General features: G+C 56.1%; 12 protein-coding genes. 4 read left to right on the top strand and 8 right to left on the bottom strand.

Annotation, left to right across the window (positions count from 1 at the left end; translation table 11 throughout):
* The first annotated feature begins 88 nt into the window (after nt 1–88).
* The 3 genes from ACSQ13_RS16975 (at nt 89) to idi (ending at nt 2,725) form a co-directional block, all read left to right on the top strand.
* The gene (locus tag ACSQ13_RS16975) at nt 89–862 is read left to right on the top strand and encodes an enoyl-CoA hydratase-related protein (RefSeq protein WP_295511019.1); all 774 of its coding nucleotides are present in this window, start codon (nt 89–91) and stop codon (nt 860–862) included.
* A gap of 10 nt (nt 863–872) precedes the next feature.
* Entirely contained in the window at nt 873–2,018 is a 1,146-nt protein-coding gene (locus ACSQ13_RS16970) for a CaiB/BaiF CoA transferase family protein (RefSeq protein WP_295511016.1), read from the top strand.
* A 188-nt stretch (nt 2,019–2,206) separates the two neighbouring features.
* Nucleotides 2,207–2,725: an isopentenyl-diphosphate Delta-isomerase gene (gene idi / locus ACSQ13_RS16965; RefSeq protein WP_295511014.1), complete on the top strand. Its 519-nt coding sequence runs from the start codon at nt 2,207–2,209 to the stop codon at nt 2,723–2,725.
* Nucleotides 2,726–2,786: 61 nt separating this feature from the next.
* On the opposite strand, the gene ACSQ13_RS16960 is transcribed toward idi, so the two are convergent.
* A complete protein-coding gene (locus ACSQ13_RS16960) occupies nt 2,787–4,379 on the bottom strand; it encodes a GMC family oxidoreductase (RefSeq protein WP_295511012.1) in 1,593 nt (530 codons plus the stop codon).
* A 124-nt stretch (nt 4,380–4,503) separates the two neighbouring features.
* Here ACSQ13_RS16960 and ACSQ13_RS16955 point away from each other — a divergent pair, with 124 nt between their 5' ends.
* Nucleotides 4,504–5,427, top strand: a complete 924-nt coding sequence (locus ACSQ13_RS16955; RefSeq protein WP_295511009.1) for a carbohydrate kinase family protein — start codon at nt 4,504–4,506, stop codon at nt 5,425–5,427.
* Here the strand turns inward: ACSQ13_RS16955 and ACSQ13_RS16950 are convergent.
* The 7 genes from ACSQ13_RS16950 to ACSQ13_RS16920 all read right to left on the bottom strand — a co-directional run bounded on the left by ACSQ13_RS16950 (nt 5,413) and on the right by ACSQ13_RS16920 (nt 13,353).
* Entirely contained in the window at nt 5,413–6,840 is a 1,428-nt protein-coding gene (locus ACSQ13_RS16950; protein WP_255200189.1) for a hypothetical protein, read from the bottom strand. The genes ACSQ13_RS16955 and ACSQ13_RS16950 overlap by 15 nt on opposite strands.
* 8 nt (nt 6,841–6,848) lie before the next feature.
* Nucleotides 6,849–7,622, bottom strand: a complete 774-nt coding sequence (locus tag ACSQ13_RS16945) for a methyltransferase domain-containing protein (protein WP_295511007.1) — start codon at nt 7,620–7,622, stop codon at nt 6,849–6,851.
* Nucleotides 7,619–8,023, bottom strand: coding sequence for a GtrA family protein (locus ACSQ13_RS16940; protein ID WP_176250258.1), 405 nt, complete (start codon nt 8,021–8,023; stop codon nt 7,619–7,621). Before ACSQ13_RS16940 ends, ACSQ13_RS16945 begins: the two co-directional genes overlap by 4 nt.
* A complete protein-coding gene (locus ACSQ13_RS16935) occupies nt 8,023–8,973 on the bottom strand; it encodes a glycosyltransferase family 2 protein (RefSeq protein ID WP_176250259.1) in 951 nt (316 codons plus the stop codon). The genes ACSQ13_RS16940 and ACSQ13_RS16935 overlap by 1 nt, the downstream gene beginning before the upstream one ends.
* 185 nt (nt 8,974–9,158) lie before the next feature.
* Nucleotides 9,159–10,514, bottom strand: a complete 1,356-nt coding sequence (locus ACSQ13_RS16930; RefSeq protein WP_295511004.1) for a polysaccharide biosynthesis/export family protein — start codon at nt 10,512–10,514, stop codon at nt 9,159–9,161.
* A gap of 62 nt (nt 10,515–10,576) precedes the next feature.
* Nucleotides 10,577–11,236, bottom strand: coding sequence for a YjbF family lipoprotein (locus tag ACSQ13_RS16925; RefSeq protein WP_295511002.1), 660 nt, complete (start codon nt 11,234–11,236; stop codon nt 10,577–10,579).
* On the bottom strand, nt 11,233–13,353 hold the full coding sequence (locus tag ACSQ13_RS16920) for a YjbH domain-containing protein (protein ID WP_176250261.1): 2,121 nt from the start codon (nt 13,351–13,353) through the stop codon (nt 11,233–11,235). The genes ACSQ13_RS16925 and ACSQ13_RS16920 overlap by 4 nt, the downstream gene beginning before the upstream one ends.
* Between the last annotated feature and the right edge of the window lie 19 nt (nt 13,354–13,372).

The raw sequence follows: 13,372 nt of genomic DNA, 5'->3' as shown, positions 1-13,372 counted from the left end.
TTAACGACCCGTTGGGCCGCCGAACGGCAAACACCCGTTTGCCTATCCCCGCGATCAATGCTTTGCTGCCCAAAATCGGGAGATATATATGACAAACGGCCTAAAAATCGACACCTCGGACGGCGTAACGACGATCGCGCTGGACGACCCAACCACCCTGAACGCCTTGACCCCAAATCTGGCGGTATCGCTGAGCGCTGCATTGGAAAACGCGGCCAAAACCAGCCGGGTGATTATCCTTACCGGCTCCTCCCGCGCGTTCTGCTCCGGTGCGAATTTGCATGCCAGCCCAACCGCGAAACCCGGCGATATCGACGCAGGATCATCGCTGGGTCTGGCCTATAACCCTATGATGATGACGATCCGCAATCTGGATGTGCCCCTGATCACAGCCATAAACGGCCCCGCCGCGGGCATCGGCGCGTCAATCGCAATGGCGGGTGACATCATCGTCGCTGGCAAGAACAGCTATTTCCTCGAGGCATTTTGCCATATCGGCTTGGTGCCCGATGGGGGTGCCACGTGGATGCTGGTGCGCAATGTCGGGCGTGTGCGTGCCGCCGAACTGGCCCTTCTGGGTGAAAAGCTCCCTGCGCAACAGGCGTTCGACTGGGGCATGATCACCAAAGTTGTCGAGGACGACGCCGTCATGGCCACCGCCCGAGACTACGCAACGCGCTTGGCCAAGGGGCCGACCCACGCGCTTGGCCTGATGCGCAAGCTTTTGTGGCAAGCGGGCGATGGCAGCTTTGAGGCGCAACTGGATGAAGAACGCGATGCCCAGGCCTCAGCCGGAAAACATCCACACTTTACCGAGGGCGTCACCGCCTTCTTGCAGAAACGCAAAGCTAATTTCGAATAGGAGAACCCCCATGCCCGGTCCACTCGACGGTTTGCGCATCATCGAATTTGCGGGTCTTGGCCCCGGCCCTTTTGCCTGCATGATGCTTGCCGATCACGGGGCCGAAGTGATCCGTATTGAACGCCCCGGTGGCACTCAGGGCGGCCCCGAAAGCGACGCCAGCACCGACATCTTGCTGCGGTCCCGCAAACGTATCGCGATTGATATGAAAACCGACAGCGGCAAGGCGGTTCTGCGCGATCTGATCGCGACCGCAGACGGCCTGATCGAAGGGTTCCGCCCCGGTGTCATGGAACGGCTTGGCCTTGGCCCCGACGACATGCTGAACCTGAACCCGAAATTGGTATACGGCCGCATGACAGGCTGGGGCCAGACCGGCCCCTATGCCCAGATGGCCGGTCACGACATCAACTACATCGCACTGTCTGGTGCCCTTCATGCCTTTGGCCGCAAAGGGGAAAAGCCCACGCCGCCGATCAATATGATGGGCGATTTCGGCGGTGGTGCGATGATGCTGGCCTTTGGCATGGTATCTGCGCTTTTGCACGTCCAACGGGGTGGCACCGGCACGGTAATCGACGCTGCCATGACCGACGGGTCTGCCTTGCTGATGTCGATGATCTACAGCTTTCATGGCCAACGCTGGTGGAAGGATGAACGCGGGGTCAACATGTTGGACACCGGTGCGCATTTCTATGACGTCTACGAAACCCGCGACGGCAAATTCATCTCTCTTGGTCCGATTGAACCGCAGTTTTATGCGAAGATGCTGGAACTGACCGGCCTTGCCGGTGATCCTGATATGGTTGCGCAAAATGATCCGCAAAAATGGGACGACATGCGCGACAAACTGGCCAAGGTGATCGCCGCGAAAACCCGTGACGAATGGGATGGTATCATGGTTGGCTCTGATGCCTGCTATGCCCCGATCCTGTCCCTGACCGAAGCGCCGGATCACCCCCATAACCGCAGCCGGGATACCTTTGTAACAGCTGGCGGTGTTCGCCAACCGACCCCTGCACCGCGCTATTCCTCGATCGAAACAACCCCGCCTGAAATGTCCAACGGGCAGACCCACACGCGCGAACTCCTCGCGGGATTGGGCTACACGGATGAACAGATCGAAACCACGCTGTCGCTTGGCGGGGTCTCGTGACGGCTTAAGCGACAGGCATTGATCCGCCGCGAAATTGTATATTCACCACCCTGCTGTGTTAGATATACAAAAGCGGAAATCAGGAACTATATTTAAAACAGGCCCACGAGGCCGCGGCGACCGCCGCGTATCGAAACTAGGATCAGGACATTGGCAATTCGAATCCGCCAAATCACTCGGAAAACGACATGAGCATGATGATCCCGGCATGGGTTGGCGGGGCGCTGACCCCCGTTGAAAAGCTGGAGGTGCACCAACGCGGGCTGCGTCACAAAGCGATTTCGGTCTTTGTCATGCGTGAAAACGAAACGTTGATCCAGCGCCGCGCATTGTCAAAATATCATACACCGGGGCTTTGGGCGAACGCCTGTTGCACGCACCCTTTTTGGGACGAACCCGCTTTGGCCTGCGCCAATCGCCGTCTGGACGAAGAACTGGGGATCAGCGGCCTGCGCCTGATACATCGCGACCAGATCGAATACCGCGCTGATGTCGGCAACGGTCTGATCGAACATGAACTGGTCGATATCTACACAGCCGAAGCAATCGCCTTTACCAGCATTCATCCAAACCCGGACGAGGTCATGGACACCGCCTGGGTCGATCTGGACGACCTCGCCCAGCAGACCCGCGATGAGCCGGAAAAATTCACCCCATGGCTTCGCATTTATCTGGCCCAGCACAAAGACAGCATTTTTGCCCGCTGATAATATAGTCGCCAAAACCCCGTATCAGAGCCTATAGCCGTCTCTAATCAGCCCAAAACGCCTAGCGCGATTTCGACAATATCATATCAGCTGCACGTTCCGCGATCATGATAACAGGCGACGCGGTGTTGCCCGATACGATTTTCGGCATGATCGACGCATCAACCACCCTCAACCCCTCAATCCCATGCACCCGCAATTCCGTATCAACAACGGCGCGTTCGTCGCTGCCCATCTTGCATGTGCCAACAGGGTGAAAGATCGTCGTGGCGATATTTCCGGCTTCACGCAGCAATTCATCATCTGTCGCGATATGTGTGCCGGGCAACATTTCTTCCGGTTGGTATTTTTCCAGCGCCTGCGCAGTCATCAATTGCCGCGCTTGCTTGATGGATTGAACGGCGACCATCCGGTCCCGTTCTGTGCTTAGGTAATTCAGGCGAATATCAGGCTGCCGGTTGATATCGGTGCTGTCGATATGCGTCGCGCCAACCGAATCCGGGCGCAGGTTGCACACCGACACCGTGATCGCCGGAAACGGATGCAAAGGATCGCCCAGCTTGTCCGTCGACAAGGGTTGGACGTGATATTCCAGATCAGGCGTCTCAAGGCTCGGATCGCTTTTGGTGAACATCCCGAACTGGCTGGGGGCCATCGACAACGGCCCGCTTTGGGTAAGCGCGTATTGCATCCCGATCTTGGCCTTCCCCCAAAGGCTATTGACCACCTCGTTCAGGGTTTTTGCACCGGTAACTTTGAATACGGTTCTGATTTGCAGGTGGTCTTGCAGGTTTTCACCGACCCCTTGCAGCTCGTGCAGCGGCGTTATTCCCAAATCTGACAAGCGGTCAGCCTGCCCAATGCCCGAAAGCTCCAACAGCTTGGGCGAATTGATCGCGCCGGCTGCCAAAATAACCTCTGCCGCCGCAGTGGCCTTTACGACCCGGCCATTATGCTCGAACTCCACCCCCGTTGCGCGCTTGCCATCCAAAATCACCCGCCGTGTATGGGACTGCGTCATGACCTTTAGGTTTTTCCGCTGCATCACAGGGCGCAGGAATGCCTTGGATGTGTTCCAGCGCACGCCATTCTTCTGGTTCACCTCGAAAAAGCCTGATCCCTCGTTTGTGCCTGAATTAAAGTCTAACGTAGGCTCTATGCCGAACTCTTTCGCGCCTTCCTGAACCGCTTCCAGAACGTCCCACCGCAACCGTTGCCGCGATACTTTCCATTCACCACCAGAGCTGTGCAATGGCTTGGCCTCATCATGGTGGTCTTCGCTTTTCAGGAAATAGGGCAGGACATCATCCCAGCTCCAGCCCACATTGCCCATCTGCCGCCAGCCGTCGTAATCCGCAGCCTGCCCGCGCATATAAATCATGCCATTCACAGAACTACAGCCGCCCAGCAATTTGCCCCGTGGATAAGACAAAGACCGCCCGTTCAAACCCGGCTCTGCCGCCGTTTTCATCATCCAGTCGGTGCGAGGGTTGCCGATACAGTACAAATACCCGATCGGCACATGTACCCAGTGATAATTATCGTCTTTTCCCGCCTCAAGCAGCAGCACGCGGGTCTTGGGGTTGGCAGAAAGCCGGTTGGCCAGAACACAGCCCGAAGTGCCGCCCCCCACGATGATATAGTCAAATTCCACTGGATACTCCCCGAGTTACCGCATCTTACCGTCTGGCTGACCATGGGCAATGGTCTAAGTTTTCTCTGGACCGTTAGCGCTCACACCCTTATCAAATTCCAAAGTGCAAGGGCTGGGGGACACCATGATACTGTGTTGCGGAGAAGCATTGATCGACATGATCGAAGATAACGGCGCATTCACGCCCCATGTTGGCGGTGCCGTGTTCAACACCGCCCGCGCGTTGGGGCGGCTTGAACAGCCCGTCGGCTTTGTCTCTGGCCTGTCGACCGACATGTTCGGCACCCAATTGCGCGACGCCTTGCAAGAAAGCAACATCGACACGTCGCAGGTCATCTTCGCAAACCGGCCAACAACGCTGGCCTTTGTGCAACTGTCCGGCGGCAATGCCACCTACACATTCTATGATGAAAACACCGCGGGCCGCTCGCTTGATGCAGCGAACCTTCCGGCAATCCCCGGCACGGTCAGCACGCTGTATTTCGGGGGCATCAGCCTGATTGGCATGCCCGCCGCCGATTTCTATGCAGCGCTTGCTGTTGATCAATCAGCGAACCGCGTCATCATGATTGACCCCAACATTCGCCCGCAATTCATAACCGACCCCACCGCCTATCGGGTGCGGTTGGCCACCATGATCGCTGCTTGCGATATTCTCAAGGTATCCGATGATGACCTGCACTGGATGATCGACGGCGCTGCACCCCTTGATGAAAAGGCTGCCCAAATTATGGCGCAGGGGCCAAAAGTCGTGATTGTGACCAAAGGCAGCGCTGGCGCAAAGGCCTATCTTGCAAGCGGCGAAACCGTCGAGGCCGCAGCCCGCAAGGTCACGGTCGTCGATACGGTCGGTGCCGGTGACACCTTTAACGCAGGGGTGCTGGCCAAGCTGTCGCAACTGGGCTGCCTAACGAAACAGGGCATTGCAGAACTATCTGCCGACGATGCGCTGGCGGCTTTGCGTCTGGGTGCCGAAGTCGCCGCAATCACCGTGTCGCGCGCAGGTGCAAACCCGCCCCTGCTGGCCGAGCTTTCAAACCCCGTTTGATTTGAAATTTTTGAGCGGGGTAAAGATCACAAATATACCTGCATCTGTGGTCCGCACATGGATTTCGGTTAGACCGGTATCGCCAAGATCGGGCTGCGCCGGGCAAAGATCGGGCGTTTTATCGCAGGCGATCACATCACGGCCAGTCAGGTGCTTTAACCGGAGGGTCAGCGCCTCGTTCGACTGAATGCTGGCCTTTTGTCCCGACGCGATGAACATCGGATTGCCGTAAACAAATACCTCACCCTTGAGCGGCGCGATTTCCTGCGCGATTGCCTTTGTGTCCGCATGCCAGGCGCGGAATTGACCGTAGAACAGAAAAATCTGAATGAAATAAACGCAGATGATCAGCAAAATCGCATTCTGACCCAGACGCGCTGGCAACCCTTTTTTAACGCTCATCAACTGAACCGCACGGACAATCGCCAATACGGCGAACACCCACATAAAGACAAAAGCCCGGGGCGGGACGATCACCCCGATCTTGAGAACCTGCACAATCACAAGCGCCATGCCAACAGCCAGCCCGCTCAGGATGTACAATCCTTCCAAGGGGGCACGTTTGAACAGAACGACAAAAGACGTGATCGAAAGGGCAGGGAAAAACAACATCAACGGCAGGAAGGCAAAACCGTTGCGGTTAAAGATAACCTTGAACGATTCCTCAAGTTTGGGGATGTTTTGAACGATACCGGCAAACCCGCTCGCCGATGTGGCCTCGCGCCAGTCTGCCATGGGCACACCGAAGACCCCGTGCACCTGCCAATTGATCGCATAAACGGTTAGAACCGCTGCAACAAAACTGGCGCAGAACAAGAACAGCAATCCCGCAAGATCACGCAGGGAATGATCCTCGGTCTTGGCGATACAGACCGCCAGCAAAAGCAGGGGATAGGTCGTGTAAGCCATAAAGCTGACGATCACGAACCCGGGCAAAAGCGCGCGCAACGTCCCGCTTGAAACCTTGCAGGCAAGCAGCCCGAACAAGGCGACGACGGCAAGGCCGGGGATCAACGTGTTAAACCAGACCGAAATCAGCATCGCGGATGGTGATACCATCAGCATCAAAACCATGAGCAAGGTGAACCAATTGGTGCCCTTGCGACCACTTGCCACCACAGCAAGCGACGCAACAAACAAAGCCCAGCAAGATTGATAGACGGCAAAGTTCAACCACGCCGGCGTCACCACCTCGCGAAGGTGCCAGATATAGTTCAGCCAGCGCCCTTCGTGCAGCGTCTTGTTCCAAAACAACGGCGCATCAGCGAAAAGTGCGGGATAATCGTCATGCCTGATCATCGGATCAGCCAGATTCATGGCCGACATGATCGTTACAGCAATCAGCGCCACCAGAAATGTGGGAAAAAGCTGCAAAGTTTTGCTGTCTTGCGCAGCTCCGATGTTCGTCGTCATCGCCGCAGTCATGCCGATACGGTGCCAACTGTCTTTGCGCGGCGGGCACGAATGGCCAAAATCAAGGCCCGTGCCTGAGCGATAAAGGTGACCGCAGGGCGCGGCAGCAATCTGACTGTCGCCAAACGCAAACGCCATCCCAAATTACCCGCATTCCTGACGGGCTGACCAGCAGCGATTTCGGTATCCAGAATATCCTGTGGCAGCCCCTCGCGACCAGCGGCATTCACGTACAGGATCGCGTTAAACCGGTACCAAGGGGCGATATCCGTGTTGTTTTTCAGATCGGGACGGACGCAATCAAACGCGACATACCCACGGGCAGCGAACAAATCCTGCCAAAAGGACAGCGGCTGTTCATTCACATGAAACTCTCCGCCTTGCCCCGTGACCGCAGCCGAAAACAACACGCGATCCGACGCATTTGTCAGACTATCGACAAGCGTTTCGGATGCCCTGGTGGGCAGATGTTCACCGACCTCAAGGCTTTGTGCCAGATCGAAACGACGGCCTGTTTCAACAGGCTGTGTCAGATCAGCGGCCAAGAAATCCTCGGGCGCGACTGCAAGTTGATCGCGGTTCACATAATCACCATCGACGGCCAGAACATCGGACGCACCGGCTTTTTGCCATTCATCCAGCCAGACGCCACGACCACTGCCCAGATCGATCACGCTTTGCGGCGCAAGCTTGGGGAACAGCAAGGCAATCATCGGCTTGGCCGAGGCGCGCGCACTTTGGTTGATATAGTCGAAAAACGTATCGTTATATATATGGCTCATGATGTAATTTCCGTTTTAGAAAAAGGAGAAGCAAAGACCCACAGGGTCATGAAGATGTAATTCTGTACGGGCAGATAGACCGTCACGATCGCCGCAGCGGTCCAATCTGGCGTGCCCGTCATGGCAGGCAGAACCGCCGTAATCAGCGCAGAACTGGCAAAGCCGAGACCAACCATCACAACAAAACGCAAAATCTGGCCAAAGTCGTTCAACTGGCGGCCAAAGGTAAACGCGGCCTGCCCGACATATTGCAGCATCACGGCCAGCAAAAAGGCCAAACCATTGGCCAAAACCTGCGGCAGATCAGCCGCCAGAAACGTCAGGTACAGCAACACATAGGCTAATGCCGTGCCGCCCCCGACGATCCCGAACCGGATCAGTTTATGTTGCAGAATCTGCATCAGGCACGCAAACGGCGGCTAACAGGTGCGACGTCGCGGGTGTCTTCGCTGACGAAATACATCGGGCGGTTCTTGGCTTCGACATAAAGGCGGCCGATATATTCGCCCAGAATTCCCAAGGTCAGCAATTGTGCGCCCGAGAAGAAACTGACGGCCAGCACCACAGATGCCCAACCGGGCGCGGTTTGGTACACAACAAGCGAGTAGATCACGTAGACCGCCATCAGGGCCGCCATGAACAAGCTGATAAACGACAGGCGCGTCGCCAGCTTGAGCGGCTTGGTCGAAAACGCTGTCATCGCGTCGATCGCAAAGCGCAGCATGGCGCGGAACGGGTACTTGGTTTCGCCCAATTCGCGGGGTGAGCGGATGTATTCGATGCCAACCTGCTTGAACCCGGCCCAGGCAAACATGCCACGGATAAACCGCGCTTTTTCCGGCATCGCCAGAACCGCGTCCAGCGAACGACGGTTCACAAGGCGGAAGTCGCCGGTATCCTGCGGGATCGGCACATCGGACATGGCATTCAGGAAACGGTAGAATAGATGCGCCGTGGCTTTCTTGAACATCGTTTCGCCACGACGTTCGCTGCGGCGGCCGTATACAACATCAAAACCGCGATCCATCATGAACATCATATCGGTCAGCAGCTCTGGCGGGTCTTGCAGATCGGCATCCAGCATAAAGATGCGGTCGCCCTGCGACGCCTCGAGGCCCGCAGTCAGCGCAATCTGATGACCCCGGTTCGCAGACAGCCTGACACCGACCAGCTGGGGGCAGATCAGTTTCGCAGCTTCAATAGCTTTCCAGGTGGCATCGGTTGATCCGTCATCGACCAGGATGATCTCAGCCTGATCTTTCCAGGGCTTGATGGCCTGCGCAAGACGCTCCACCAGACCGGGGATCGACTCTTCCTCGTTCATGCACGGGATAACAACTGAAAGATACATTCCGGCACTCCGCCCAGATTATTGACCTTTTAAGGAATAATCCGGTGATGTGGCCGAAATTGGGCAAGGATTGGGTGAATTTGAGGATCAGACTGTTCTTTATGCGTAAACAGTCTGAATTGGGCAGGGGTCGCAACGCAAAAGGCCGGGCGTGAACCCGGCCTTCTGGTATAACTCGATACAGATCAGTTGGTAACGGCGCTTCCAACACTCAATATCTGCGGCAGGATCTGCGAAACAGCACGGCTCCATTTGGTGACGGGCTGCTGCGCGACAAAGATGATGTCATCCGGGCGCAGTTCAAACCGTGGGGCCAATGCAAAATGCGCAGCGTTACGTGCATCAAGATGCCACGCTGTAATCGCCCCGAACTCGCGCGGATCAGACGAGGACCGCAACACATAGATTTGCGAAACATCACCCGTCAAAGACGCAACACCATTTGCATCATACAACGCATCCGCAAGGCTTGCTGTCCGCTCGTATGGAAGGGCGAAACGCGATTGCTTGCCAACCTCGCCAGCAAGATAGACATACTGGCGCTTATCGGCACCCAGATCGACGCGTGCCTTGTAGTTGCTGCGTGCCTCGTCAAGGTTCGCACGGCGCAAGCCGACCTCGGCCTGCAATTCTGCCAAGGCGGAGGAACGTGCAGATTGGCGTGCCTGCACCAGAGTGATCTGCTGGGTGAAATAATCCTGAGCCTGAGACAGTTCGTATTCGGTATCCACAAACACCGCATCACCCGGCAACAGGCGTGTCTTTGTCAGACTTGCGCGCGAATATAGCTGGGTTAGCGGAATCTGGTACAACGTGCCATCGCGGTACAAGCGGATCGACGCATAGTCCTGATCCTCAACCGTGATGCCACCGGCAGCGGCCAGCGCCTCTTCCAGATACAGCGGTGTGAGCGTCACAGGAACCACAGTCGGCGAGGCAACAGCCCCCCCGATCGAGATTTTGCGCGAATTGAATTCGGAAATTTCCAGGCTGAACGTCGGATCAATCTGGTTTTCGACAAGCCGCTGGAACAATGCCGCTTCGGCGTCTTCGATCGTCAGGCCGGCAATCCGAACACGACCGACATCGGGGATGTTGATCGATCCGTCATCTTGAACGGTATAACCCTGACGGGAATTCTGCGCAGCAAGCAAACCCGAAAGTTGCTCGACCGACGATGTGGCGCGTGGCGTCGCAAGCAAGACAACGTCACCCACACCAATTTCATAAGGGCCAGGATCCGCAGCCGGTGGCAGCCGCATCTCAAGCGCCGCCGGACGCGATTCACTTTCAAGCGGCGGAACAGGAAGCGCACCAGTGCCGCGCGGGCCGGAACCCGACCCGGCTGTCTGCGAAAAGAACGCAGGAAGCGTTTGCGGAGAGTAAGGAGAGCGGTTGGCCTGAATGACTGTTTCCGGATTTAGATCCAGAACCCGAACATTCGCGCCGCCTGCGACACCCTCAACAACTTTGGGGGTGCGGTAAACGGATCCACAACCTGCAAGACTTAGGCCCAATACGGCCACCAATAAGTATCTCACAATACGTCACTCCCATCCAGTATTCGGTGTCAGCAGCAGAACGCTTCCGACTTCACTTTAATTTAGCGGATACCATCTTGGGTTTTGATATACCCAAGTTCGCTTCCGGCCCACTGGCGCGCTTGTACAATTGCGCCTGTATTCGAGCTAACCCAATAGGTGTTTGTAAACGACTGGTCCAGACTTTTGCAGTCTTCGGTCATCACCCTCGTGGGTATGCTTCCTGTTTCCAGATTGATGACAGTCGGCCCTTTGTTTTCGACCAAGCAGCGATAGGTACGCGTGCTGATTTTGTCATCGCCGGTCAGATTGCTGTGAAAACGGTCCGTATATCCCGTGCTACCAGACAGGATCAGGCCGATCGGTTCGGAAATGTCAGCGGCAAACAGTTCAGACCCGACGCCCCGCGTGCCCTGAAGCATACCATTCTGGATCATCAAGGCGCTCATGTCGGCGCTCAGCCAAGTCTCTATGCCATTCACTGTGTTTTCCAGCAGCAATCGGCCCGACTGGCCACGGCTTTCGACCGTGACAACCATAAGCGGCACAGATGTATCAGCCACCAATGCCGCAAAGCGGGGCGGGAACTGCCCTTTCGGTAACGGTTTCTGTCCGGGATCATTCGTCGCAATTGCAATACCGCGATCAACCAGGCGATCGGCGCTGGAACAGGCACCCAACAAAGCAAGCGCAAGGAAGCTCGCAAGAACACGTGTGATCATCGCAGATACCTCGCCCAACCGTCGCTCAGTTCCTTGCCGCGATAATCCCTCACGACACCGTACAAGCGGTTTTCAACAATCAAACGCGCGCCACCGTCACGTGTAATCGGCTGGATTTTCTGGGAAACGGTCGTACGCGATGGCTTCCCTGTGAGCCACGATAGCGGAATTTCAACGCGCAGACCCTTATCAAACGACCCTTCGCCGAAGGTGTCGAATGGCACGTCTGTCAACGTGAAATAGCCGCCAATCTTGAAGCCGTTGTTGAACTCCCGGTCGATTGAAACCGTCGCGCCATAGTCACCGGCAAGGTAACGACCCACGTCCAGCTGGCCGAAGAAACCATTGCCGAAATCATAATAGGCGGACGCATGGCCCGTCACGACATCATAGCTTTGAAAGCCGAATAGCATGTCGAAATCGCGCTGTTTCACATAGTTGATTTCAGCACCCAAGGCCAAACGGCTGGATGTCGGATACCAAAGAAGTTCCGCCGATACGCCGCCAAACATGCTTTCCAGATAGCCTGCGGAAACCCGGCCAAACAGATCCTTGCCCGGACGGAACATGTATTCCGCTGTCAGATTGTTGATTTCAAGATCGGATTGCTGGGCGTAGCGCACCGCGTTGGTGCGCACGGGTTCGATCAATGAATTCGAAACCCGATCTGAATCCGCAATATTGCCGACCAGCGGATAGCGGAACTGACCGGCAAAGGTCAGGCCCGCTGTCGGGCGATATGCCAGCTTGAGCTGCACGCCCAAATCAGCGCGAAGCGGGCTGTCAGGGTCAAAGAATGACGTTGCAATATACGGGCCGAACGACGTTTCAAAAACCGGAAAGGCATCTTCAAGCTCGCCCAGACGGCTTTCGTCATGCGCGTCTTCGATATCTGCCCGCGCCAGCGTACGCCAGGATCCGTCATAATCGAACTGGAGCTCTTCGAGGTCGGACCGCTGCGTTACGATCCGGCTGATCGGCATACCGTTGCTTTGGAAAACGACTGTAAGCTCTTCGATCTCAGGCGGCAATGTTTCTGCCATCACCCGCGCAGCACGGCCAGCGGCTTGCGCCTCAACGTCCCAACGGTCATTCTCGACACGCACGGTCGCTTGTGTGCCGCTCATCGTAAAGCCTTGAAGAGCAAGGCCATCAGCGGCCAGGCGTGATTTAAGAACACGTTGCACTGCGTCCTTGCCACCACCCTTTTCAGAGTTGTTCCAATCCGCAATCGCCAGCCGGTTGCGCTGCCCAACAGAACGTGGCGCGTTTTCTAAGCCCCCTGGAACTCTGCGCTTGGCCGGATTGATGACATAGCTCAGTTGCGCCCCGACCTCCTTGCCGCCAACCACAAACCCCTTGAGATTCACGCCGTTCTTGAACCGGTATTCCAGCCCAAAGTTCAGCGGCGATGCGATGTCGATCCCGGTATTTACAGATTCCCGTGTGTACAGATCAGGTGAATATTCGGCAAAAAAGGTCGCCTTGTCGTTGATCTTCCATTTCACACCGCCAAACAGCGCAGCCTCGCCGCGAAACCAGTTACCGGTTTCCAGCTGGCCACCAGTATTTGACCCCTTATTTCGGGTGTCAAATTTGTCTGAAAAAATGCTCAGAGGGTTGGAAAACGACCCGCGCCCGGCCAGGCGACCCCAGCCCATACCGCCAGTAACCTCGATATTCGAACCAAAGCTTTTGGTCGCAACGACATATTCGCTGCTTAAAATACCGGTCCCAAGAAAGTCACGCAGACCCACGGCAACAGCCGGGCGGTATTTCGTCTCATCAAGCATTTGAAAATGGATATCAAAACTGCGGTCAAACGTATCCCCGCCCAATCTCGCCGTTGACGGGCCAATATTGCTGATCTTTGAATAACGGAAACTTCCGTAAACACGTGGCAATACCTGAAAAGCAGCCGTGTACCGGAAATTAGGGCCAAATGCGCTTGCGGTGACGGCTAATTCGCCATCATTCATCACTTCGGCAGTTGGCATTTCTATAAGACCCGGCGTGCCGTAAGTCGTTAAAGACTGACCAGAAAGACTCGACGCACCCGTGATACCGACCAGAAGCAAACCTGCGGCATAGACTATTCTTGTAGCCCGCTCTTGCATCTGCGGTCCTTCTAATTAT

The organism is Sulfitobacter sp. SH22 (assembly GCF_965641905.1).
Taxonomy (GTDB): Bacteria; Pseudomonadota; Alphaproteobacteria; order Rhodobacterales; family Rhodobacteraceae; genus Sulfitobacter.
This window is presented reverse-complemented; position numbering and strand designations above follow the sequence as displayed.